Genomic DNA, 24,115 nt, shown 5'->3' with positions numbered 1-24,115 from the left:
AAAATTCTTAGTAGTCTACGCCCCAATTGACGTAGATACGACCAGCTTCAAGATCAACGCGTTGCACCACATCTTTATGCCATGGGATCATTCGCTCTTCGCCATCGATGCTGTCGGCAGTTGCGCGAACCACCATCACATCGTTAGCGCCTGTTTCAAACAGCTCAAAAATTTGACCCAGATTGACTTCTTGTTCTTCATCGTCCAGACCTAACACCGTTAGACCTTTTAAATCAGACCAATAATACTCATCTACGCCTGCTTGAGGCAGTTGCGATTTAGAGATCCAGACATTGGAGCCAACCAGTTCGTCTGCACCAGTGCGATCACTCACACCTTTTAGCGAAACAACCAGGCCTTTACCATGTGGTTTCCAACGTTTTACATCGACAGTTTGCCAACCTGCTTTGGTCTCAATGTACCAAGGCAGATAGTCAAATATGTTGCTCATAGGTTCTGTATTGGAATAGACCCAGAGCCACCCATTTAATCCATATGCTGAACGCAACTGTCCAATCTGAATACGATCTTCGGGAACATTCTGTGTTGGTGTCATGGGCAAGCTACTACCTAATTTATATAAAAATTATGCAGCAACTGCAGCTTTCTTAGCTTGAGCAGCTAAAGAAGCAACACGATCAGAAGGTTGAGCACCTTGTGAAACCCAGTGAGCAAAACGGTCAGCATCTAAACGAAGTTTTTCTGCTTTACCTTGAGCTGTAGGGTTGAAAAAACCGATACGTTCGATGAAACGACCATCACGTGCATTACGGCTATCAGTCACAATGATTTGATAGAACGGACGTTTTTTAGCACCACCGCGTGCAAGACGAATAACAACCATGATAGAACCTTATAGTTTTTACGGATTATTCATGTGCCGACCACCGGAACACTTCAAACCCCTTTCATAGAGGGCAATATTTTACGCGAAGTTTGCCCTGAATGAAAGATCAAATTTTAGGTTATCAACAGTTAGAATTTATTTATCAGACCAAGCGGAACAAGTATCTGTTGTTACAGGTGAATCCTTACCTTTAAAGAGATGGCTCCGTAAATTTGAACAACTCCTATAAGTGATATTTTGCTCCCCAAATGATGTTATAAACATCGATATATGGAGTATTTTATGGCACGTAGACCAAGAAGAAATCATTCAAATGACTTTAAAGCTAAGGTAGCACTTGCTGCGATTAAAGCAGAAAAAACACTTGCTGAATTGAGTGCTGAATTTGATGTTCATCAAAACCAAATTATCGACTGGAAAAATCAATTGCTTTCAGCTTCCTCGCAAGCCTTCGATCAATCAAAAGCTCCAGCAGAACCGCCCATTGATCTAAAAAACTACATGCAAAAATCGGTGAGCAGGCATTAGAAATTGATTTTTTAGAAGGTGTGTTGAAGAAACTGGGCCGCTTCAACCACAAAAGTTAATCGACGACTCACTTCAGATTTCAGTATCTAAGCAAGCTAAGCTACTGAAAGTCTCTCGTGGTTGTTATTACTATCGCCCAAAACCTGTGAGTGCATCAGATCTGAAGCTGATGCGCTGTATTGATGAATTACATATGCAATACCCTTTCGCAGGTAGCCGTATGATGCGTGATTTATTGAACCGTCAAGGACATCATATAGGACGACGTCATACACGTACTTTAATGAAGAAAATGGGCATTAATGCGTTATATCGTAAACCAAATCTAAGTCAGGCCAATCAAGCTCATCGTAAATATCCATATCTGCTCAAAGGATTGAATATTCAACGGAGTAATCAAGTGTGGGCAACGGATATAACGTATATCCCTATGGCAAAAGGCTTTGTCTACTTATGTGCTGTGATTGATTGGCACAGCCGTAAGGTGCTTGCCCATAGCGTATCGATTAGTATGGAGGTTGCATTTTGTATAGAAACATTAAATGAAGCTATTGAAAAATATGGCCGACCTGAAATCTTTAACACAGACCAAGGCAGTCAATTTACCAGTGATGCATTTATTGAAGTGTTAAAATCAAATGACATCCAAATCAGCATGGATGGTAAAGGTCGTTGGGTTGATAATGTGATGATTGAACGATTATGGCGGATCGTTAAATAGGAGGAGGTTTATCTCAAAGCCTACAGCAATGTTTTTGATGCGAAAAAGCAATTAAATGCATATTTTGAATTTTATAATTTGAAACGACCTCATTCGAGTCTGGACAAAATGACTCCAGATGAGTTTTACTATGACCAGCTACCACAACAAAATAAGGTAGCTTAACTAGAGCAGAATATCACTTATAAATAAGCTTTTAGTTGTTCAAACAAATGGGACCATCTCTGGCAAATCCGCTTTATACCCTGGGTTATTAACTAATTTACGAATTGCTGTTGTGCGTTTTTTCGCCAAACCTGTTGGTGTAAAAGTAATCCCTTCTGGCAATCCTTTAGCAAGCACATGTACAGTTGACCTTGTCGTATCCCAATAGAACTTATCACCAGTATTTTCTTGATTCTTAAATTCTAAAGAAATATCTTTGCGAAGTGAAACGGCTGTTCCTCGAACATTTGACAATGTCATCGCCAAATCTCTTGCCTCTGTCTCTAATTGTTTCTTATATACCAATTGCATCATATTGGGCGCTGCCATCATGGCAACAATCACCAATACCGCAATAGTGACCATCAGCTCAATTAACGTAAAACCTTTATTCTTTTGCACACTCTCCCCCCAGCTCCAAAACTTTCCCCCTATTAAAAATAATATCTATAAATTTTACAAAACCTACACAGAGCAGATAAAGGGCATAAAAAAACAGATAACCGCAAAAAGCAGTTATCTGTTTTAAAAAAATTATAAATCAGGTGATAAGTGCGTCACATCTTAAGCTTGAGTGACTGGAATACGCAATTCTTTCGGTAAGCTAAAAGTAATATTCTCTTCTCTTCCATCTAATTCGTGCGGTGCTTGTGCACCCCAATCCTGTAAACGCTGAATAACTTGTTTAATCAGGATTTCAGGTGCAGATGCGCCTGCTGTTACCCCAATCTGGGCATTTTCTGCAAACCATTCCTGCTTGAGCTCATCGGCATTATCAACCAGATAAGCCGCCTTCCCCATACGTTCCGCCAGTTCACGCAAACGGTTTGAGTTAGATGAATTTGGTGAACCCACAACTAAGACTACATCACAACGTTCAGCCAGATCCCGTACTGCATCCTGACGGTTTTGCGTAGCATAGCAAATATCATCTTTACGCGGACCTTGGATCATTGGGAATTTTTGACGTAAGGCATCAATCACTTTCGCCGTATCGTCAATAGATAAAGTGGTTTGCGTGACAAAAGCGACTTTTTCAGGATTGCGTACCGTTAAAGCGGCGACATCTTCTTCATCTTCAACCAGATAAATCTCACCACCATTTTTTTTGTCATATTGCCCCATGGTGCCTTCAACTTCCGGATGGCCTTCATGACCAATCAGGATCGCTTCTACACCTTCACGAGCATATTTAGTCACCTCAATGTGCACCTTAGTCACCAATGGACAAGTCGCATCAAAAACCTTTAAACCACGACGTTCAGCTTCTTGTTGTACCGCCTTGGAAACACCATGCGCGCTAAAAATCACGATATTATCGTCAGGAACTTCGTCGAGTTCATCGACAAAAATTGCACCACGCTGACGTAAGTCATCGACCACAAATTTGTTATGCACCACTTCATGCCGCACATAAATTGGGGGGTTAAAGCATTCTAGGGCACGGTTCACGATCGCAATGGCACGATCTACACCAGCACAAAAACCACGTGGGTTGGCTAAAACAATTTCCATAGAATCCTCAATACTCATACCATTTTTAGCGGTTCAATTGAAATAAATGTAAACAATCGACTGACAACTATTTAGTTTAAAGCCGCTCTACTCTAAAATAGAGAAGATATTTTATCATATCAGGAAAAATATCATGTCGGGTCTCTTGTTTGTCGTTTCTGCAGCGTCTGGAACAGGCAAAACATCCCTTGTTAAAGCCCTACTTGAGCGTGTCAACAATCTTCACGTTTCTGTGTCACACACTACACGCGGTCAACGACCTGGCGAACTCGATGGCGTGCACTACCATTTCTCTAATAAAGAAGATTTTTTAAATCTGGTCAATGAAGGTGGTTTTATCGAATACGCCGAAGTATTTGGTAATTACTACGGGACCGCACAAGCCACAGTCAAAGAGCAACTGGCTAAAGGTCATGATGTGCTACTGGAAATTGACTGGCAAGGTGCACAGCAGGTTCGTCGACTTTTTCCTGAATCTAAACAAATTTTTATCTTGCCACCAAGCCAGTTTGATCTACGTGAACGCCTGTCTAACCGTGGTACTGATGCTGTGGATGTGATTGAACACCGTCTGAGCTGCGCGGTAGAAGATATGCAACAATATAGCAACTTTGACTATATCATTATTAATGACGACTTTAATAAGGCGCTGCATGACTTGGAAGCGGTGATTATTGCCAATCGTCTGGTACTTAGCCAGCAAGCCAACCGTCATGAAAAACTGATTCAAAAACTGATTACACCGACTGAACAGTGATTAAAACTTGAGTCTATAGACAAAGCCTTTTATACTGAGCAGTCTGTTAAAATTTATTATTCAAACGAGAATTCTTATGGCACGCGTCACCGTTGAAGATTGTTTAGACCATGTAGACAACCGCTTTGAGCTTGTACTAGTGGCAAGCAAGCGCGCGCGTCAATTGGCACGTCAAGGTATTGAACCAACTGTAGAATGGGACAATGACAAACCGACTGTTGTTGCTTTACGTGAAATCGCTTCAGGTCATGTATCAAAAGACATTTTGAAACAACGTGATCAAGACTATCAAACATCAAGTCTGGATCTTGCACTTTCTGCAAATAATCTAAACTTAGACGGTTTTTCTTTCCAGTAAGAGATCGTCACTCAAAAAGCCTAGTTCTAAACTAGGCTTTTTTTGTTATGTGACTTTTATATTTATGCCAGAACGGTTATAACATAAGGGTTAGCTATCAAGTTTGTATTGGTTTTCTGCTCGCTAGCAGCCAAAAACCATCAAACCAGGAAATTCACATTTCTAAAGCGCTTTCAGGTTTTATTTGTAAAAAATTCAGTTGAAAAGGTGTTTTATGCCAGGCCCACAGGTCAGTCAAGCCAAGCAGCAGTTAGAGCTCATTATCGATGCGTATTTAAGTGAAAGCGATGTCGAACGTGTGCTTGCGGCCTGTGATTATGCAGATATGGCGCATGATGGGATTGTGCGCAAAAGTGGTGAACCTTATATTCTACATCCGATTGCGGTCAGCTGTATCTTGGCGCATATGCGTTTGGACACTGAAACTTTAATGGCTGCCCTGCTGCATGATGTGATTGAAGATACCGAATTTAACAAAAATGATATTAGCAAGATTTTTGGTTTTACCGTCGCTGAACTGGTCGATGGTGTCACCAAACTAAGTCATTCTAGCGATAAAGAATATAATAAAGCGGCTTCTTTCCGAAAAATTCTGCAAGCCACCTTACAGGATCCACGTGTCATTATTGTGAAACTGGCCGACCGTTATCACAATATGACCACTTTGGATGCACTACGTCCAGACAAACGGGCACGTATTGCCCGCGAAACTTTTGAAATTTTTGTTCCAATGGCACGTATTGTCGGCATGAATGAAATGGCGGATAATCTGGAACATCTTTGTTATCAGAATCTAGATCTGGACATGTATAACAATGTGCAGGCCGCCCTACTGGAAACCAAGCCAAAACGCTGTGAATATCAGGCCAAGTGGGAAAAGAACCTGACCGAACTGCTGCAACAGAATGCCATTCAAGGCCGGATTAAGAAGAAAAACAACAATATTGAGCTACTGCGCCACTTCGTTAAAAATGACATCGATCTACAAGAATTAACTCACAGCCATGCTTTTGAAATTATTTTACAGAGCATTGCCGATTGTGACCGACTGGCAGAGATTCTGACCCATAGCTTTAAGATTCAAAGCTATGAAGACCATATCCGTCGTCCATTACCGGGTGGCAACCAGTCCCTGATGATGCGACTGAAAGGCGAAAAGACCACTTTGTCTTTGACCATTCAAACCGAACTGATGCGTAAAGCAGCACGTTTTGGTGTTGTACTCGGTGAAAGTGCGCCGCAAGCCTGCCGCTCAGCAATTCAGGCTTCAATGCAAAACCTGAATGTCCTAGTCGATGGCGAATGTGCCAAAACCACTTTCAGTGAATTACTGGACTATTTACATCAGGAAAAAATCTGGGTCTATACCCCACACGGCCATTTACATGAATTACCGCAAGGTGCCACGGCGGTCGACTTTGCTTATGCGGCGAGTTTATTCCTGGGCAACCATGCGGTGGGTGCAAAAATTAATAATGAAACCAAACCACTGTCGACTCCTTTAGTCAGTGGTCAGGTAGTCGAAATCATTACTGATGTCCTTGCGACGCCGAACCCAGATTGGCTCAGTTTTATTAATACCCAGAAAGCTCGTCGTGCTATTCAGAATATTCTGCGCGATCAAGATCCAGATGAGCAACGTTTGGTCGGACAACAGGCTCTCAATCGTGCCTTGAAACTCTTCCATCGTTCTATTCGCGATATGACGGAAGCAGACTGGAAAAACCTTTTGGAATGGCGCCATGTTTCCAGCAAGGAACAGCTGTTTGAACAGATTGCAGTCGGTGATTTATTACCGCAACTGGTGGCCAACCATTTATTTGCCCAAGATCATCATCAGAATATTGCCAGCTCAGACCGTCTGATTCAGGGAACGGAAGGTGTCGATGTCAAATATGCACATTGCTGCAATCCTGTGCTGGGTGATCCGATTCAGGGTCATTTGACCCGTCGCGGTTTGATTGTGCATCGTGCGCGCTGCCACAACCTGCTGCATGAACAGCATCAGCATCCAGAAAATATCATGTTGTTACAGTGGACCTCTGATGACCTCGAAGATATCAGCTTTACTGCCTATCTCAGTATTGACTTGGACATGAATGACGAGCAGATTTCAGACCTGATTTACCAATGCCGTAAAGCGCATTCCGGGGTGGAAATGGTACGTACTCAGGATGACAAAACTTATGTCAATATCGTGGTGCATAACCGTAAACAGATTGCACAGATTATCCGGGATTTACGCATGTATTTCGGCTTTCCACGAATTATCCGCCTGGCTCAGCCCATCGTTTTCAGTGAAGCCTCTAAAGCAAGTTGATCATTTAAAACGATAGTGCTTTGATCGGCCGAATTGATCGAATATGATGTATGTCGATGATAAAAGGAGAAATTAATGTCCCGCCAAGTAATCCATACTGAAAATGCCCCTGCTGCGATTGGTACTTATTCGCAAGCCATTTTAGTGGGTGATACCTTATATCTATCAGGTCAAATTGGTCTGGATCCTTATAGTATGGAACTGGTTGAAGGCATTGAAGCTCAAATTCGCCGGGTGTTTGATAACTTAAAAGCAGTCTGTGAAGCCGCTGGTGGCTCTTTGGCAGATATCGCCAAACTGAATATTTTTCTGACCGACTTATCTCACTTTCAACTGGTCAATCAAATTATGGGTGAGTATTTTGCCCAGCCCTATCCAGCACGTGCCGCTTTAGGTGTGGCTAGCCTGCCTAAAGATGCTTGGGTTGAAATGGATGGCATTGTCATCATTAATCAATAAGTTATAAAAATCACTCAGTCCCCACCCTGCAATATCTCATTCTAAATCATGAATTGCTTTTGTGTGGAAATCCGAGCAGTGCTTGGATTTCCGCTCAGATGGTAGTTTTTTATCTAAATCATCAATCACGATAAAAGCTATTTCAAATGATTTTTATTGACAAACGATAACAATTATCAATAATATTACTTATCTTATTTAATCACTGTGGTTGTGTCCTATGTACGTTTGTCTATGCCGTGGCATTACAGATCAAGACATTAAAGATGCTATTGCAAATGGCGCTGAAAGTTATCGTGATGTCCGCGATATGTTGGACTTGGGAACTTGCTGTGGCCGCTGTGTACCAGAAGCTCGTATGATCATCAGTGATGAAGTTTCACAAATCGCAGCACGACTGGCCGTTGCAGCATAAATTCAAAATATTTCTCCTTATAAGCATAATGAAAAACAATGATCTTCAATCATTACTCCCCCGCCTTTGACTCTGGCGGGTTTTTATTGCCACTCATCTGAGTCTGGATCGATTCGATGTCGATTTTCATTTGCTGTTCCTTGACATCCTCACCTCTCTAAATAGAGCTGATTCCTCCTGCGAGACGCTTATGCCCAAGCGCAAGTATGTTCTTAGCACTATTCAAGTCCCGATCCAGAACACTTGAACAGTTTTCACATTCCCATACTCTTATTCGCAAATCTGCTCTACCTTTCGGACTGCTTGCAGTGACCTCACCACAGCACGAACACATTTGGGTTGTGAAACTTTCACTAACTTCTTCAAACCATACTCCTGCGTTCTCGCATTTATACTTGAGCATGGTCTTGAATGCTGAAAATCCGGTATCCAGAACAGACTTCGCCATCTTGGTTTTCACCAGTTTTTTCGCACTCAGATCGCCTACAACAATTAATGCATTTTTCTTTATAAGCATCGTACTTGCTTTGTGCAAATGGTCTTTACGACAGTTTGCAATCTTGGCGTGTAATGCACGGACACGTTTTCTATTTTTAGCTCGTTGAGCAATCCCTAATTTCTGTTCATATTGACGGTAGAACTTGGGATTTGAAATTATCGTACCATCCGAACAAGTGGCTATATCCTTTAAGCCCAGATCAATCCCAATCAAATTAGTCGCAGTCGATTTCTCAATTTCAGGGCTATTCACAACTAAGCAGACATACCAGCGGCCACGCGCATCCTCGACAAACGAACCAGTCTTGATACTGTAATTTGACAGTCCATAGCTATCCCATATTTTAAACTGATGCTTGCCATACTGGATATGGCCATCAGCATACTTGATTGCTACTTTCTTAAAGGGTATCCAACCTAGTGATCTTCTGGCTGATTTCTTATGACTGACCCGCCATTTTAGTTTGGTCTTCTTGAATTGCTTTCTGCGTATGACTAATTCTTCGGTAACAGCCTGAATGGTTTGACTATGTAACCCACAAAGCCTAGATGTACCTTTCGTATATTCAGCAATATCGTAAGCACTGAGAAATTCACCTTTTCTTTTAAGGTGTTTAAAGCTTAAATCATTGACATAATTCCAGACGAAATTCACTTCAGATGCTAATTGCTCTAATATCTTAGAATGTTTATCTTTAATGCGTAATTTAAGTGTTTTCATGCGATTATTTTATCAATGAAAATAACCAATAGAATATCCAAAGTTAAAAATGTTAATTTGAAACGACATTTTATGTCGTATGGCTTAGGTCACTTTATGTCGTATGGCTTAGGTCACTCATTTATATCCCTGCCTTGAAAACGAGGTTTTACGTTTGATTTGATAAATTACTCGCCATTTACCCCTGACTTGCTTTACTATCAGGATTAGAGCGCTTTCTTAGAAAGATAAAACAGGTCCAAATGGAGTTATGCGATGAAAGGCAATCGTGATGTGATTAATCAGCTCAATCAGGTGTTGTATCACCACTTAACTGCCATTAACCAGTATTTCCTGCATTCGCGCATGTTTAATGACTGGGGCATTGAGAAACTGGGCTCGGCAGAATATAAAGAATCCATTGTTCAGATGAAACATGCCGACAAAATTATTGAACGTATTTTATTTTTGGAAGGCCTGCCGAATTTACAGAATCTGGGCAAGCTGTATATCGGTCAGCATACTCAAGAAGTGCTGCATTGTGACGTGCGTAAAGTCAAAGAAAATATTGAAGTCATCCAGAAAGCAGTCGCGCTGGCTGAAACCCAAATGGATTATGTAACGCGTGATTTGGTTCAGGAAATCCTAGAGAAAGAAGAAAACTATCTGGACTGGACCACAACACAAATTGATTTGATCGAAAGCATTGGCATTGAAAACTATATTCAAAGTCAGCTCTAAACTTAAAATTAAGCCAAGAAAAAGCCAGCATCTGCTGGCTTTTTTGTATTTAGCGCGGCATATCCTGCGTTAACTCTTTATAACTCATTTCAGTTTTCTGAATGATCTTTAAGCGTTGCAGCTGATGCTTGGCTTCCGCCTCATATCCATTAAAAGCTAAAAGTTTGGCATATTTGATCAGGTTATATTTAGTCGGATAACTCAAGACCATTTGTTCACCTTCCAGAATCTGATCAGCAGATGCCTTGCTATAAGGATTCAGACGAATCCAGGCAATGCGATGATTAAACTCGGTCAGCAAATAAATTGGTTTTTCATTAGTGATTTTTTCTGGCTGCTTCTCATAACGAATACTTTGTCCGAGTTTTGGTACTGCAACATCATAATCGCGATAAATCACAATCAATAAAAGTAACCCAACAGCAAAAATGAATTTCATACCGACTGATGGCATAACCACTGTTTTAATTTTTGGATTTTGTGCCAGAACCGTACCCAGAATAAAACCGACTGGTAGCAGAAAATAGGCATAATGCTGTGGAAACTCAAACATGGCATGTGTCACAAAAGCCCCGATCATCAAGATTCCAATGACAGATTCTGGCGTATTCACCCAGCGCTGTAACTGAAAGCCTAAATAACCAAAATATGCCAAGAAAGGCAGACCGATGATCAGTCCATTCCAGAGCAGGAAATCAATAATAAAATTATGCGCACTACGGATCCACACCGGGCCTTGTACAGTATCGCTGACTGAAACGAACGCTGCGCTAGTTTGATACCAACCATAGCCAAACCATGGCTGTGCCTGAATGGCAGCCAACATTTGCTGCCAGATGGCAATACGTGACATATCACCGGTAGCACGAGATACCACATTCCTGCTTTGCACGACGTCGGTATCCATCGCTTGTGCAGCGAGTTGACTGAGTAATGGAAAAGCCACAATACAGGCAACAAAAAAGATAAACCAAAAGCTACTGTAATACCATTTCAGGCGAATAACACCTTTATATTGGTAGAACGCTAAATACAGTATGATCGCAATCGCAGCCACCCAGGCAGTACGCGACTGACTTAAAGCAACTCCTATAACAATCACTGCAGCGCAGGCAAATAACCATTTGGTATGGATTTTTTTATTTTCATATAAGTAAAGGCAGCTCATCAAAGCCATGACCAAGAAAGTCGCCATATTATTCGGCTGGGCAAAGTTAGCATAGGGACGCTGTGTACCACTGATATTCACCATGCCTGGCAGTACAGAATCCAGATTAGACCACTGACACAGCGCAATTAGACCCGTAATCGTTCCTGAAGCTAAAAATACATAACTCAAATTAGTAAAGGTTTCTTCTCGGCTATAGTTTCCTGTTGAAAGGTGATAACCCAACACACTTACCAGCCAAAAGCTAAAGACAAAAATGAAGCCCATCATAGCAGTGCTAAAGAAAAATACTTGTCCTACCAGAAAATGTATAAAAGGAATAAAGGTGAGTAGTAATAATGGCAAACTGATTGCTGGAATTTCGAGTTTTTCTTTTAGACAGATCGCAGCGAGCGCAAATAATGCAAAGAAGGCATAGAGTTCACCGGTATAGGTGACCCAAGGGCGGTAGTGGATCGGCATGAGCCATGCAAGAGAGATAAGAATTGCTGCAATGAGGGCAAGCGTGAATTTCATAGAAATATCAGGCAGTGAAAGTTTGGCACATAATAAACAAAAAATTATGTCTTCTGGTAATTAGATTCTTACTTTATAAAATTTTCAATTCTGATTAAGCATATAGTGAGCAGGAACTGACATTTTTTGTCAGTTAGTTACACAAATTTACTTTCCGCTTTTTTACATTTTTTAATCCATTAAACAATGTATTGATTTCATACATAATAATTGGATAATATGCTTTGGCACACTTTGTGCAACCTATAAATTAGCTTACAAAGCTTATAAATAAATCAACAAAATATTTGTGGAGAATGTTATGAACGCTCAAAAAGGCTTTACATTGATCGATACTCCATAAGTGTCCATATAAAATCAAGAATCCATAAGTTAGCTAATATGGACTTCTTCCATTTTTTAGGCATGTAAGCTCAATTAATTGAGCGTAATGAAAAAAATCAATGATCTCATCACTGAATAGGAACAGTGTAGAATTTAATTAATTAAATTAATACTGTCATTTTTATTACCAATCGGCTTTGTTGCACAAACCTATCTGTAAAGGCTTTTTCAGCGATATAATTTTCAAATGAAGAAGCCTACACACAAAATCTACCGCACAACCAATTGGCCCGCATATAACCGAGCACTCATGAGTCGCGGAAATATTGCCATTTGGTTTGATCCTGCTACGCAATGGTATGCTCCATCAAAAGGCAAACAAGGGCGAAATCAAACCTACTCCGACGCAGCTATCCAATGCTGCTTAATGATTAAATCTCTATTCCGTTTGTCTTTACGTATGGTCACTGGCTTTGTGCAAAGTCTGATTAAACTTTGCGGATTAAATTGGACCGCACCAGATTACAGTACGCTTTGTAGAAGACAAAAGCATATTGATATTGCAATCAGCTACCAAAAAAGTAGCGATGGGCTGCATCTACTCGTAGACTCTACAGGCATGAAGTTTCTAGGTGAGGGCGAATGGAAACGCAAGAAACATGGACCTGAATATCGTCGCCAATGGCGTAAACTACATATTGGCATAGATGCCAAAACCCTACAAATACGCGCTATTCAGCTCACAACCAATAATGTCAGTGATTCACAGGTGCTTGGTGATTTACTTAATCAGATCCCACAAGATGAGCAGATTGACTCTGTTTATACCGATGGAGCTTATGACACCAAGCAATGCCGTCAGGTCATTGCAGATCGGCAAGCACATGCGGTGATTCCACCTAGAAAAAATGCGAAACCATGGAAAGATACAAAGAGTAGCTCGCTAGAGCGAAATGAATTACTTCGAACAGTTAAACGTTTAGGCAGGACATTATGGAAAAAATGGTCAGGCTATCATCGCCGCAGTTTGGTGGAAACCAAGATGCATTGCATCAAATTATTAGGCGATAAATTAATGGCAAGAAGCTTTCCTAGTCAGGTGAATGAAATTCATGCACGTGTAGCAGTCCTCAACCGATTTACGGAATTAGGTCGACCACTTACCCAAGTTACGCCTTAAATTTGGCTCAATTAGGGGCGCTTTGCATTTCAAATCTTTGTGCAACAAAGCCTTATGCAAGCAATATATAAAAAAATCACCCTAAAATAATCGGTTTATTCCCTATTTCATTTTCTAAATCATCTATTTTTCGATCGTAATATTGATCTAGAACTTTTCCAATTTCTATAACACCTTCAATCACACCCTGCTTAAACTGCTTTTGCTTTAATAATTGAACAATATGCTGACAAATCTGATCCCAGACTTCTTGAGTGGTTGCCTGTTTAATTCCCCGATCAATCACAATCTCAACCTTATGCTCACACAAGTTTAAATATAGCAATACCCCACTATTATATTCGGTATCCCAGACACCGAGTTCGGCAAAGAGTTGTCGAGCTCTACACAAAGTATCCTGATAATAGGCTGATCGTGCGGATAAGCATCCCTCGATTACGACCTGAATCTCCCCCACATGCCCATGCTCAGCTTCTTCAACAGCTAATGCAATTGCATGCTGATCCTGCTTGGAGAAAAACCGCTTGGTTGCTGGCATATAAAAGAAATGCTTGAACCATCGCTTAAAACTCGGCTGTGCATATTCTTCCAGCTTCGGTTGCGTGACAATCTCTGTTGTATCTGTTGTTGTTACCATGAGCCTGATGCCCCTCCCCCACCAAAACCACCACCGCCTCCACCGAAGCCGCCACCAAAACCACCGCGGCCGCTACCGCCACGACCAGCACCAGAAGCAAAAGCATACAAAAGTAATTGCGCCAGTGAAGTGATTAATACAAAAAATACGCCAATCCCAATCATTAAACTGGCAATTAAGCCCATGCCATTGACTAGGCCAGCAGCTGTACCTGCAACTGCAGCAGTTGCAGCACTAAGTTTTTTACCAAAAATCATCGAAGCAACCACACCAGCGATGATAATAAAAATTACAGCACCAAAAGTGGCTTGAGAGGCTTGCTGGGCTTTATAAGCCTGTTCGTGTCGCTCTTTTAGCTCATCCGCGGCTTGGGCGGCAATTTCAGGATCAAGATTTAGAATCCGTTCAATTTCCTCCAGTCCAGAATCGATCCCTTGAGCATACTGCCCTTGCTTAAAATACGGCGTAATTCTGTCATTAATAATCCGGCCTGCCACGATATCGGGCAACACACCTTCCAGACCATAACCGGTCAAGATCTGAATGCGGCGATCATTGATGGCAATGGTCATCAATAAACCATTATCCCGTTTGGCCGAGCCGAGCTGCCAGGCCTCAGCGACACGCATGGAATAATCAAAAATATCTTCCTGTCCCGTAGTCGGCACAATGACCACACCTATTTGCCCTTTGCCTTCATTATAAAGTTTCAGGATACGCTGGCTCAGCTGCTGCTTTTCAGCAGGACTAAGTAAATTTGCCTGATCAATGACCGGTTCATTCAGACTGGGTAAATCACGCTGAATCTGCCCTTCCGCCATGTCATTGGCAATTTGTGGCTGTGATGCTGCTGCAGTTTCTATATTTTGGGCTGGAGTATTTTGATTATTTTTAGGCTGCAAGATTTCACGTGCCACGATGACTTCTTCAGTATCTGTAGCTGTGGCCGTTTCTGCTGAAACAAGCGTCGTTGCTCCCATACCCAGCATGAGGAGCAAACCAGCACAATATTTCAGCAGCATCTCGGACATCTGATCTCTCGCTTATTTACAAATCTTACTTATTCAAAGGAGACCGTTGGCGCTTTCTGAGCACTTTGCTCGGCACTAAAGTTCGGTTTGGTGTCCATGCCAATCACTTTGGCTGTCATGACTTGCGGGAACTGACGCGCATAAGAGTTGAAGTCCTGTACTGTCGTAATATAACGGTTACGTGCCACCGCAATCCGGTTTTCAGTCCCTTCTAGCTGTACCTGTAAATCACGGAACTGTTGATTCGCTTTCAAATCTGGATAATTTTCAGTGACGGCCAAAAGACGAGACAAGGCACTGGTCATCTGCGCCTGTGCTTCCTGATAACGCTGAAACAGTTCTGGATCTTCCAGCACTTCACGGTCAACTTTCAGACCGGCAACATTGGCACGTGCTTGGGTCACTTCAGTTAAAACCTGCTCTTCATGCGAAGCATAGCCTTTGACCACATTCACCAGATTAGGTACTAAATCGGCACGGCGCTGATACTGGTTCTGGACTTCCGACCAGGCGGCCGTTACAGCTTCATCTTTGACTTGTAAGGTGTTATAACCACAACCACTCAGGGTCAAGGTACTGGCCAGCATTAAGGCGATAAGAGATTGTTTGAATACACGCATGATATCTTGTCCTCAATTCTTTATTAATATTTATATAATTAATTTGATTTTAAACAGTATTTTCTAAAGTTTTGTTACTTTTTATAATCTTTTTTAATGGCCTCTCTTTAAATTAGACAATATCCAAAAATAAAAAACCCGCCGTAGCGGGTTGTTTAAATGACTTCAGTGAATTTTCAACTGTTAAACATCCAGATAATCCAGAATCCCTTCAGCTGCCTGACGGCCTTCCCAGATTGCGGTTACCACCAGATCAGAACCGCGAACCATGTCACCACCAGCAAAGATTTTTGGATTTGAGGTCTGGAATTTGTATTGCTGCTGTTCAGCAGCAACGACACGACCTGAACCATCCAGATTGATTTCTACATCAGTGAACCAGTCGGCTGGGCTGGTACGGAAACCAAAAGCAAGCAGGACTGCATCCGCCGGAAGAATTTCTTCTGAACCCGGAATCGGCTCTGGACTACGGCGACCACGACTGTCCGGCTCACCCAGCTGAGTGCTGATCACTTTCACCCCAGTTACTTTGCCATTTTCACCGACAATTTCGATCGGTTGACGGTTGAACTGGAAATTCACCCCTTCTTCACGTGCATTTTGTACTTCACGACGTGAACCTGGCATATTTTCTTCATCACGACGATAGGCACAGACCACCGATTCAGCACCTTGACGGATCGAAGTACGGTTACAGTCCATGGCAGTATCACCACCGCCTAAAACGATGACTTTCTTGCCTTCAACACTGATATATTCAGCCGGATCTTTTTCCCAGCCCTGACAACGATTGACATTCGCAATCAGGAAGTCTAGCGCATCATAAACACCATCCAGATCTTCGCCCGCGAAGCCACCTTTCATGTAAGTGTATGTACCCATACCCATGAATACAGCATCGTAGTCAGCCAGTAACTGGTCGATAGTGACATCTGTACCAATTTCAGTATTTAGACGGAATTCAACACCCATACCTGTGAAGATTTCACGACGGCGTTTCATCACATCTTTTTCCATTTTGAATTCTGGAATACCGAAGGTGAGCAGACCACCGATTTCTGGACGTTTATCAAAGACTACAGGTTTTACCCCATTACGCACCAGAATATCCGCACAGCCAAGTCCTGCAGGACCTGCCCCGATAATCGCGACTTTTTTATTGGTCCATTGCACATTAGACATGTCTGGACGCCAGCCCAAAGCAAAGGCCGTGTCGTTGATATATTTTTCTGCATTCCCGATCGTCACCGCGCCGAAACCGTCGTTGAGAGTACACGCCCCTTCACACAGACGGTCTTGCGGACAGACACGACCACAAACTTCCGGCAAAGTATTGGTCTGATGACACAATTCAGCCGCCTGGAACAAACGGCCTTCAGACACCAGTTTTAACCAGTTTGGAATGTAGTTATGTACCGGACATTTCCACTCACAATACGGGTTACCACAGCCGAGGCAGCGATGTGTCTGATTGGCTGCAATTTCCGCGGTATAAGGCTTATAAATTTCCACAAATTCTGCTTTGCGGACATCACTCTCTTTTTTCTCTGGATCTTGGCGTGCGACATCCAGGAATTGAAAGTCATTATTCAGGCGTTCTGCCATGTCTCTCTCCGTGGGGAGATGTAAGGGGTTCACAGTTGCCTTACATCTGCCTATGTTTCTGCAGTAGTGGAATTATTGTGGATCAGCTTGAGTTGTTTTTAACAGCGTTTGCAAGTTGGCTGCTTTTGGTTTTACCAACCAGAACTTGCGGCTGTAGAAGTCAAACTCATGGCGGATCTTGTACGCCCAAGCACTACCCGTTTCTTTAATATGTTCATCCAGGATACGACCCAGGAAGGCTTTATGCTCTTCCATCGCTTCGGTGGAAATACGGTTCAGTTCAATCAGTTCGTGGTTATAATGATCAACGAAGTCATTATCCAGATCAAGCACATAAGCAAAACCACCAGTCATACCTGCACCGAAGTTATGCCCAACTTTACCCAGTACCGTCACAATACCGCCCGTCATATATTCACAGCAGTGATCACCTGCACCTTCAATTACGGCAAATGCACCCGAGTTACGCACCGCGAAACGCTCGCCCGCTGTACCCGCTGCGTATAACTTACCGCCAGTCGCACCGTACAAACAGGTATTCCCAATAATCGCGGTATTTTGGGTCTGGAATGGCGAACCTTTTGGTGGAAAGATCGAGATGCGACCACCGGCCATACCTTTACCGACATAGTCATTGGCATCACCTTCCAGACTGATATGTAAGCCACCAGCATTCCATACACCCAGCGACTGACCCGCAGTACCATTTAGATGGACTTTCACCGGATGGGCTTCCATGCTCAGGTTGCCATAACGTTTCGCAATTTCACCAGACAGACGTGCGCCAATCGAACGGTCACAGTTACCGATCATGAAACTATATTCGCCGCCAGTTCCTGCTTCAATCGCAGGCAGAATCTCATCCACCATTTTTTCAGCCAGAATGCCTTTATCAAATGGTGCATTACCTTGAACCTGACAATACTGTGCTTTACCTTCTGCAGCAGGATGCGACTCAAGCAATTTGCTTAAATCAAGATGTGCATGCTTTGCAGTTTCACCTGGCAAAACTTCCAGCAGATCAGTACGGCCAATCAGGTCTTTCAGACTTGATACACCGAGTGCTGCCAGCCATTCACGGGTTTCTTCAGCAATAAAGGTGAAGAAGTTGATCAGCATTTGTGGCTCACCAATATAATGCTCTTGACGTAAATGATCTTGTTGAGTTGCGACACCGGTTGCACAGTTATTCAGGTGGCAGATACGCAGGTATTTACAACCTAATGCGATCATCGGAGTCGAACCAAAGCCGAAGCTTTCAGCACCCAGAATTGCTGCTTTGACAACATCCAGACCGGTTTTTAAACCGCCGTCTGTCTGTACGCGAACTTTACCACGCAGGTCATTCACACGAAGAGCCTGATGTGCCTCAGAAAGACCCAGTTCCCACGGTGAACCTGCATGATGAATTGAAGAAAGTGGAGAAGCCGCTGTACCGCCATCATAACCAGAAATGGTAATGAAATCGGCATAGGCTTTCGCTACACCTGCCGCAATCGTACCGACACCCGGTTCAGAAACCAGCTTAACTGACACCATCGCCTGTGGGTTAACCTGTTTTAAATCAAAGATCAACTGTGATAAATCTTCAATTGAATAGATGTCGTGATGCGGAGGTGGCGAAATGAGGGTAACGCCCGGTACAGAATAACGTAAACGGGCAATGAGACCATTTACTTTACCACCCGGCAACTGGCCACCTTCACCTGGTTTTGCACCTTGCGCGACTTTAATCTGGAGAACTTCTGCAGACGTTAAGTAAGCAGGCGTCACACCAAAACGGCCCGATGCAATTTGTTTGATTTTCGAGTTACGGATGGTGCCGTAACGCGCTGGATCTTCACCGCCCTCACCCGAGTTTGAACGACCGCCAATCGTATTCATGGCAATCGCAATCGCTTCGTGTGCTTCAGGTGACAAGGCGCCCAAAGACATGCCGGCAGAGTCAAAGCGAGGTAGGATCTCTTCCACAGATTCCACTTGTTCGACTGGAATCGAGTTGTCTGTTTTCAGTTTGAATAAGTCACGGATCGTTGCGATCGGACGCTTGTTCACCAGTTCTGCATATTCTTTAAAGTCTGCATAATTACCTGAACGTACTGCTTTATGTAGCGAGTTGATCACGTCTGGGTTAAAGGCATGGTATTCCTTGCCAAAGACAAATTTCAGCAAGCCGCCCTGATCAATTGGTTTACGGTTTTTCCAGGCAATATCCGCCAACTGTTTCTGGTCATTTTCAAGATCGACAAAAGTGGCACCCTGAATACGGCTTGGCACACCGATGAAGCATTTATCCACCACTTCATTAGATAAACCCACTGCTTCAAACAACTGACCACCACGATAAGAAGCAACCGTAGAAATACCCATCTTCGAAAGAACTTTCAGTAGACCTTTTTCAATCCCCTTACGGAAATTGTTTTGTGCATAAATCGGATCACCCAATAACTCACCTTTGGCAACCAGATCATTGATCACGTCATAAGCAAGATATGGATAGATTGCCGTTGCACCAAAACCAAGTAGCACTGCAAACTGATGTGGATCACGGGCAAAACCGGTTTCAACAATCAGGTTGGCATCGGTACGCAAACCAGTCTTGATCAGGTGATGATGCACCGCACCGGTGATCATAAAGGCATTGGCAGGCAAGTAACCTTCACGGATTTTCTTGTCGGAAAGCACTAGTAAGGTTTTACCATCACGAATGGCTTGTGCAGATTCTTCACAAATACGCGCAATCGCTGCTTCCAGACCTTCGGTTTCAGCATAGTTCAAGTCAATATCTGCAATTTCATAACCGGCACGACCCAGCGTACGGATCTGATGCATTTTCGAATTAGAAAGTACAGGACTGGAAATGATCAAGCGGTCTGCATGCTCAGGCCCTTGTTCAAAGACGTTTTGTTCACGACCTAAACAGGTTTCCAGTGACATCACAATCGATTCACGTAGCGGATCGATTGGCGGGTTAGTGACCTGTGCAAACTGCTGGCGGAAATAATCCGACACATGGCGCACCTGACGAGACAATACTGCCATTGGGGTATCATCACCCATAGAGCCAACCGCTTCCTGACCGCTTTCAGCAATCGGACGTAACAACTGGTCACGCTCTTCAAAAGTCACCATGAACATTTTTTGTGCCGCTTTCAGGCCATCGCCTTTTAAGCCTTGATCACATAAATATTCTTCCAGCTCTGGACTGCCTTGCAAACGCACAGAATTTTCACGTAACCATTCACGGTATGGACGCATACGTTTCAGATGATTATTGACATCTTGGGTATCCAGCACTTTACCGGTTTGCGTATCAATGACCAGCATTTGACCAGGACCGACACGGCCTTTAGAAATCACATCTTCAGGTTGATAACCCCACACGCCAATTTCAGAAGCCAGCGTGATATAACCATTTTTGGTAATCACCCAACGCGCAGGACGCAGACCGTTACGATCCAGCATACAGATCGCATGACGCCCATCTTGAATCACCAAACCTGCCGGGCCATCCCAAGCTTCCATATGTTTTGAGTTGAATTCATAGAATGCACGCAAGTCTGCATCTAAGGTTTCCACATTCTGCCAGGCAGGCGGAACCAGCATACGGAGTGCACGGAACAGATCCATACCACCGCCAACCAGAATCTCCAGCATGTTATCCAGGCTTGAAGAATCTGAACCGGTACGGTTCACAATTGGATTCAGTTCAGTTAAACCTGGTAATAAAGGATTTGCAAATTTTGGTACACGCGCCATGGCCCAGTTACGGTTCGCAGTAATGGTATTGATTTCACCATTGTGCGCCAGGTAACGGAACGGTTGTGCTAAAGGCCAGCGAGGCAAGGTATTGGTCGAGAAGCGCTGATGGAACACCACGATATGCGATTCCAAACGTGGATCAGCCAGATCTGTATAAAAATCTGCAATCGCTTCTGGCATCATCAAGCCTTTATAGCTGATCACCGTTGAACATAAAGTAGTGACATAGAAAGACGTATCATTGCTTAACAGCTGCTCTGCACGACGGCGTGCCAGGAATAACTTACGGTTAAACTCAACCTCAGTCACACCCATTGGACAGTTAACAATAATCTGTTCAAATGCTGGCATCGATTGCAAAGCAATTTCACCAAGGGCATCGACATTGGTGGGAATCACACGCCAAGCTAAAACGATTAAACCTTCAGCTTCAATCTCTTTGTTTAAAACCTGTTTGGCGTGTGCCGCAAGTGCAGGATCAAGATTTAGGAATACTGAACCTACAGCAAAGACTTCACTTAAGGTGGTATCGCTTAAGCGTTTAGCTTCTTCACGGAAGAATTTTTTCGGCATTGCCAAGAGCAGACCACAACCATCTCCCGTCTTGCCATCTGCGGCAATACCACCACGATGGGTCATACAACTCAAACTATGAATCGCGGTCTTGACGAGATCATGGCTAGCATCACCCTGCATATGGGCAATTAAACCGAAACCACAGTTATCTTTAAACTCATCCGGTTGGTATAAACCTTGAGCGGGAGCTACATTATTAGGCGATGGCATGTGCATAGCGTACCCTTCTTTCACTAAGCCTCAACAGGCTATTAAACAATCTAAATTTTTCTCTGCGCTGGCGTCTAATGGACTTTCGAAGACCGTCTTGGTAGAGCAAAAGCATTTTCTTTATTTCTTCAGACTAGTCCTTTTTTAGACTAAATGCATAACAAATAAAGTTTATTTTGCTCATGAATAACATAAAAATCTGGAATAAATATGACATTCACATAGTGTCATCGAATCATTTTTCGCGCTAAAACAGGGAGATTAATTCAATTCATGCACCAATAAAGCAAATTCCATGCCAACAAACAGCGCATAAATTAAAACAATACAGATGACAAAGATTTAGCGCAGAACAGCACTCTAAGGGTTAATTTTAATGTGCATTTTTTGCACCAAAAGCGCCCATTTTTAATTCTGTAATTTTTTGGATGCGCTATTTTAGACCGGACTAATTAAATGGATCACTAATCTCGTTATTTTGAGGACGCGGATTACTGCCCTGAGCAGGTCGATTATTGTTATTTTGTGGTTGAGGTGTACCTTCTACAGCACTTTCAGATTTCTGTACATCAACTACATTTCCCGATGAATCACGGCGCACAATTGTGGTACTGGTAGTCGCAGCATCAGAGCTACGCGGCTTGGACTCAGTTTGGGTTTGCTGCTGTCTAAGTCGTACCGATTCATCTACTTTCGGCAAAGGCACATTTTTCAAACGAATTTCGTAAAGCTTTTGATTACTGGCCAATTCCTCTGAACCCAGATTATTGACCAGACTGACATATTGCTGCATTGCTACAACTTCAGGCTTGACTGAGGCCGGTAAATTTAACTTCAGTGTAGAGAGTGCCTGATTAGCTTGCGCCGCCGTCTTATATTGACCATATAACAATACATATTGTTCTGGCTGATTTTCACCCGAGATTCTTAAATAAATAAAAGGTTTACGATCGAACTGTTTCTTAAGAAAACTTTTTAAAATGGCTTCATTGGTCACACGAAATAATTCAATGGCGTGCTGGTTTTTCGCTTCATTGACAAATTTGGTACCGCGAAATTCCGGCTCATGACTGGCATTCACGACGGTACGCGTATTTAGATCCAGTGGTTTCACTTCCTGAAAAAGTGCACCAAGATGGGTCATTGTGGCGACTTTTTCCGGTTGAATCTGCAATTGCACTTCAGTTTCGGGCTTTTTTTCAATTTCGACGACATCATCTGAATCAGTCACCGCCCAAAAGACTAAGGCAGCAAATAGGCAGCATACACCACAGACCAGCCAGAAATAATGCTGAATCTTTTGCCAAGGAGTATGTAATGCTGCCATAAAACTAAACCTATGCCTGATTGGCTAAAATTGCCTGTTTCATTAACTCGAGATCAAAGTCCCGGGTAATCACTGCTTCGCCTAATTGCTTTAATAACACCAAACGCAATTGTCCATTTAAGACTTTTTTGTCATGGGCCATATAGGCCAGAAAATCATCCAGAGGGATTTTAGGACAAACCACAGGAAGTTTGGCACGAGAAATGATTTTTTTTGTACGTTCTAAATCTTCTTGAGAAATCCAGCCCATACGCTGTGACAGATCCGCAGCCATCACCATACCGGTGGCAACAGCCTCGCCATGTAGCCAGACACCATACCCCATATAGGATTCAATCGCATGACCAAAAGTATGACCCAGATTCAGCAGTGCACGTTCACCTTGCTCTTTCTCATCATTAGCTACGATCCGTGCCTTATGCGCACAGGAACGATAAACGGCCTCAGCCAATAATTTCTCATCACGAGCGACCAGAGCATCCATGTTTTCTTCAAGCCAGACCAGAAATGACTCATCGCCTAGCAGCGCATATTTAATCACTTCAGCCAAACCTGCTGAAAGTTCGCGGTCCGGCAAAGTAATAAGCTGCGACATATCCGCCAGTACCACTTGAGGTTGCTGGAAAGCGCCAATCATGTTTTTACCCAGTGGATGATTAATCCCGGTTTTTCCACCGACACTGGAATCTACTTGCGATAGTAAAGTCGTTGGCATCTGGATAAAGTACACACCGCGCTGGAAGCAGGCCGAGGCAAACCCGGCCATATCTCCAATGACGCCACCACCTAATGCCAGTACAGTACAGTCCCGGTTAAACCCGGCTTCAAGCAGTGCATCAAAAATCAGATTCAGATGCTGGTTATCCTTATATTTTTCACCATCAGGCAGAATGCAGGTCGCAACACGTTTTTCCAAAGCTTCAATTGCTGTTTGATAACGCTGCAAATAAAGTGGTGCAACCGTAGTATTGCTTACAATCATCACTTGCTTGCCCTGAATATAGGGTGCCAATAAGGCCTGTGGATCCAGATCGCTTCCAATAAAAATAGGGTAACGACGTTCTCCGAGTTCTACATATAAGGTTTGCATGCTTGA

The 24,115-nt window shown here is 43.0% G+C and carries 20 protein-coding genes and 1 pseudogene; 8 read left to right on the top strand and 13 right to left on the bottom strand.

Annotated elements, in window-relative coordinates; translation table 11 throughout:
* Positions 1 to 7: 7 nt before the first annotated feature.
* Complete coding sequence (gene rimM, locus F890_RS01420) at positions 8 to 556, bottom strand: ribosome maturation factor RimM (protein ID WP_005265559.1); 549 nt, start codon at positions 554 to 556, stop codon at positions 8 to 10.
* Between the two features lie 30 nt (positions 557 to 586).
* Positions 587 to 844 (bottom strand): 30S ribosomal protein S16, encoded by a 258-nt coding sequence (rpsP, locus tag F890_RS01415; RefSeq protein WP_004281198.1) that lies wholly within the window; start codon positions 842 to 844, stop codon positions 587 to 589.
* A 285-nt stretch (positions 845 to 1,129) separates the two neighbouring features.
* Between rpsP and F890_RS17835 the strand changes: the two are divergent.
* A pseudogene (locus tag F890_RS17835) lies at positions 1,130 to 2,261 on the top strand (IS3 family transposase).
* 39 nt (positions 2,262 to 2,300) lie between these two features.
* Here F890_RS17835 and F890_RS01400 read toward each other — a convergent pair.
* Both F890_RS01400 and ispH read right to left on the bottom strand, forming a co-directional pair.
* Complete coding sequence (locus F890_RS01400; protein ID WP_005265556.1) at positions 2,301 to 2,702, bottom strand: pilus assembly FimT family protein; 402 nt, start codon at positions 2,700 to 2,702, stop codon at positions 2,301 to 2,303.
* A gap of 162 nt (positions 2,703 to 2,864) precedes the next feature.
* Positions 2,865 to 3,815 (bottom strand): 4-hydroxy-3-methylbut-2-enyl diphosphate reductase, encoded by a 951-nt coding sequence (ispH, locus tag F890_RS01395; RefSeq protein WP_005265555.1) that lies wholly within the window; start codon positions 3,813 to 3,815, stop codon positions 2,865 to 2,867.
* Between the two features lie 133 nt (positions 3,816 to 3,948).
* Between ispH and gmk the strand changes: the two genes are divergently transcribed.
* The 5 genes from gmk (at position 3,949) to F890_RS01370 (ending at position 8,124) form a co-directional block, all read left to right on the top strand.
* Positions 3,949 to 4,572 carry a guanylate kinase gene (gmk, locus tag F890_RS01390; protein WP_004281187.1) on the top strand — a complete coding sequence of 208 codons (624 nt, stop codon included), beginning with the start codon at positions 3,949 to 3,951 and terminating at the stop codon, positions 4,570 to 4,572.
* A gap of 76 nt (positions 4,573 to 4,648) precedes the next feature.
* Positions 4,649 to 4,930 (top strand): DNA-directed RNA polymerase subunit omega, encoded by a 282-nt coding sequence (gene rpoZ / locus F890_RS01385; protein ID WP_004281186.1) that lies wholly within the window; start codon positions 4,649 to 4,651, stop codon positions 4,928 to 4,930.
* Positions 4,931 to 5,144: 214 nt separating this feature from the next.
* The gene (locus F890_RS01380) at positions 5,145 to 7,250 is read left to right on the top strand and encodes a RelA/SpoT family protein (RefSeq protein WP_005265552.1); all 2,106 of its coding nucleotides are present in this window, start codon (positions 5,145 to 5,147) and stop codon (positions 7,248 to 7,250) included.
* A 75-nt stretch (positions 7,251 to 7,325) separates the two neighbouring features.
* A complete protein-coding gene (locus F890_RS01375; RefSeq protein WP_005265550.1) occupies positions 7,326 to 7,709 on the top strand; it encodes a RidA family protein in 384 nt (127 codons plus the stop codon).
* 220 nt (positions 7,710 to 7,929) lie between these two features.
* On the top strand, positions 7,930 to 8,124 hold the full coding sequence (locus tag F890_RS01370) for a bacterioferritin-associated ferredoxin (protein ID WP_005265549.1): 195 nt from the start codon (positions 7,930 to 7,932) through the stop codon (positions 8,122 to 8,124).
* 157 nt (positions 8,125 to 8,281) lie between these two features.
* Here F890_RS01370 and F890_RS01365 read toward each other — a convergent pair whose 3' ends face one another.
* Entirely contained in the window at positions 8,282 to 9,343 is a 1,062-nt protein-coding gene (locus F890_RS01365) for an RNA-guided endonuclease InsQ/TnpB family protein (protein ID WP_005265548.1), read from the bottom strand.
* A gap of 255 nt (positions 9,344 to 9,598) precedes the next feature.
* Between F890_RS01365 and bfr the strand changes: the two genes are divergently transcribed.
* Positions 9,599 to 10,063, top strand: a complete 465-nt coding sequence (gene bfr, locus F890_RS01360; protein ID WP_005265547.1) for a heteropolymeric bacterioferritin subunit Bfr — start codon at positions 9,599 to 9,601, stop codon at positions 10,061 to 10,063.
* Between the two features lie 49 nt (positions 10,064 to 10,112).
* On the opposite strand, the gene F890_RS01355 is transcribed toward bfr, so the two are convergent.
* Positions 10,113 to 11,747, bottom strand: a complete 1,635-nt coding sequence (locus tag F890_RS01355; protein WP_005265546.1) for a PglL family O-oligosaccharyltransferase — start codon at positions 11,745 to 11,747, stop codon at positions 10,113 to 10,115.
* A 571-nt stretch (positions 11,748 to 12,318) separates the two neighbouring features.
* Between F890_RS01355 and F890_RS01350 the strand changes: the two genes are divergently transcribed.
* Positions 12,319 to 13,251, top strand: coding sequence for an IS5-like element IS17 family transposase (locus tag F890_RS01350; protein WP_082191737.1), 933 nt, complete (start codon positions 12,319 to 12,321; stop codon positions 13,249 to 13,251).
* Positions 13,252 to 13,327: 76 nt separating this feature from the next.
* Here F890_RS01350 and F890_RS01345 read toward each other — a convergent pair whose 3' ends face one another.
* From F890_RS01345 to aroB, 7 genes are all read right to left on the bottom strand, one after another.
* Positions 13,328 to 13,888, bottom strand: coding sequence for a TPM domain-containing protein (locus tag F890_RS01345; RefSeq protein WP_005265543.1), 561 nt, complete (start codon positions 13,886 to 13,888; stop codon positions 13,328 to 13,330).
* A complete protein-coding gene (locus F890_RS01340) occupies positions 13,882 to 14,919 on the bottom strand; it encodes a TPM domain-containing protein (RefSeq protein WP_005265542.1) in 1,038 nt (345 codons plus the stop codon). The genes F890_RS01345 and F890_RS01340 overlap by 7 nt, the downstream gene beginning before the upstream one ends.
* Before the next feature lie 29 nt (positions 14,920 to 14,948).
* Entirely contained in the window at positions 14,949 to 15,539 is a 591-nt protein-coding gene (locus tag F890_RS01335; protein ID WP_005108521.1) for a LemA family protein, read from the bottom strand.
* A 183-nt stretch (positions 15,540 to 15,722) separates the two neighbouring features.
* Entirely contained in the window at positions 15,723 to 17,144 is a 1,422-nt protein-coding gene (locus F890_RS01330; RefSeq protein WP_005265541.1) for an FAD-dependent oxidoreductase, read from the bottom strand.
* A gap of 72 nt (positions 17,145 to 17,216) precedes the next feature.
* Positions 17,217 to 21,692, bottom strand: coding sequence for a glutamate synthase large subunit (gene gltB, locus F890_RS01325; RefSeq protein ID WP_017397742.1), 4,476 nt, complete (start codon positions 21,690 to 21,692; stop codon positions 17,217 to 17,219).
* A 448-nt stretch (positions 21,693 to 22,140) separates the two neighbouring features.
* Positions 22,141 to 23,019 carry a hypothetical protein gene (locus tag F890_RS01320; protein ID WP_005265537.1) on the bottom strand — a complete coding sequence of 293 codons (879 nt, stop codon included), beginning with the start codon at positions 23,017 to 23,019 and terminating at the stop codon, positions 22,141 to 22,143.
* 10 nt (positions 23,020 to 23,029) lie between these two features.
* Positions 23,030 to 24,109: a 3-dehydroquinate synthase gene (aroB, locus tag F890_RS01315; RefSeq protein WP_005265536.1), complete on the bottom strand. Its 1,080-nt coding sequence runs from the start codon at positions 24,107 to 24,109 to the stop codon at positions 23,030 to 23,032.
* Positions 24,110 to 24,115 lie beyond the last annotated feature (6 nt).

This window comes from Acinetobacter sp. CIP 64.7 (assembly GCF_000369745.1).
GTDB classification, from domain to species: Bacteria; Pseudomonadota; Gammaproteobacteria; order Pseudomonadales; family Moraxellaceae; genus Acinetobacter; species Acinetobacter fasciculus.
Note: the sequence above shows the minus strand (reverse complement) of the source record. Positions and strands in the feature narration are given on the sequence as shown.

Bases quoted from the DNA above. Each gene is read 5' to 3' on its own strand.
- F890_RS01330 (WP_005265541.1), bottom strand. From the start codon at position 17,144: ATGGCAGAACGCCTGAATAATGACTTTCAATTCCTGGATGTCGCACGC.
- rpsP (WP_004281198.1), bottom strand. From the start codon at position 844: ATGGTTGTTATTCGTCTTGCACGCGGTGGTGCTAAAAAACGTCCGTTC.
- ispH (WP_005265555.1), bottom strand. From the start codon at position 3,815: ATGGAAATTGTTTTAGCCAACCCACGTGGTTTTTGTGCTGGTGTAGAT.
- bfr (WP_005265547.1), top strand. From the start codon at position 9,599: ATGAAAGGCAATCGTGATGTGATTAATCAGCTCAATCAGGTGTTGTAT.
- aroB (WP_005265536.1), bottom strand. From the start codon at position 24,109: ATGCAAACCTTATATGTAGAACTCGGAGAACGTCGTTACCCTATTTTT.
- F890_RS01345 (WP_005265543.1), bottom strand. From the start codon at position 13,888: ATGGTAACAACAACAGATACAACAGAGATTGTCACGCAACCGAAGCTG.
- F890_RS01370 (WP_005265549.1), top strand. From the start codon at position 7,930: ATGTACGTTTGTCTATGCCGTGGCATTACAGATCAAGACATTAAAGAT.
- rimM (WP_005265559.1), bottom strand. From the start codon at position 556: ATGACACCAACACAGAATGTTCCCGAAGATCGTATTCAGATTGGACAG.
- F890_RS01320 (WP_005265537.1), bottom strand. From the start codon at position 23,019: ATGGCAGCATTACATACTCCTTGGCAAAAGATTCAGCATTATTTCTGG.
- rpoZ (WP_004281186.1), top strand. From the start codon at position 4,649: ATGGCACGCGTCACCGTTGAAGATTGTTTAGACCATGTAGACAACCGC.
- F890_RS01375 (WP_005265550.1), top strand. From the start codon at position 7,326: ATGTCCCGCCAAGTAATCCATACTGAAAATGCCCCTGCTGCGATTGGT.
- F890_RS01365 (WP_005265548.1), bottom strand. From the start codon at position 9,343: ATGAAAACACTTAAATTACGCATTAAAGATAAACATTCTAAGATATTA.
- F890_RS01380 (WP_005265552.1), top strand. From the start codon at position 5,145: ATGCCAGGCCCACAGGTCAGTCAAGCCAAGCAGCAGTTAGAGCTCATT.
- F890_RS01350 (WP_082191737.1), top strand. From the start codon at position 12,319: ATGAAGAAGCCTACACACAAAATCTACCGCACAACCAATTGGCCCGCA.
- F890_RS01355 (WP_005265546.1), bottom strand. From the start codon at position 11,747: ATGAAATTCACGCTTGCCCTCATTGCAGCAATTCTTATCTCTCTTGCA.
- F890_RS01335 (WP_005108521.1), bottom strand. From the start codon at position 15,539: ATGCGTGTATTCAAACAATCTCTTATCGCCTTAATGCTGGCCAGTACC.
- gmk (WP_004281187.1), top strand. From the start codon at position 3,949: ATGTCGGGTCTCTTGTTTGTCGTTTCTGCAGCGTCTGGAACAGGCAAA.
- gltB (WP_017397742.1), bottom strand. From the start codon at position 21,692: ATGCCATCGCCTAATAATGTAGCTCCCGCTCAAGGTTTATACCAACCG.
- F890_RS01340 (WP_005265542.1), bottom strand. From the start codon at position 14,919: ATGTCCGAGATGCTGCTGAAATATTGTGCTGGTTTGCTCCTCATGCTG.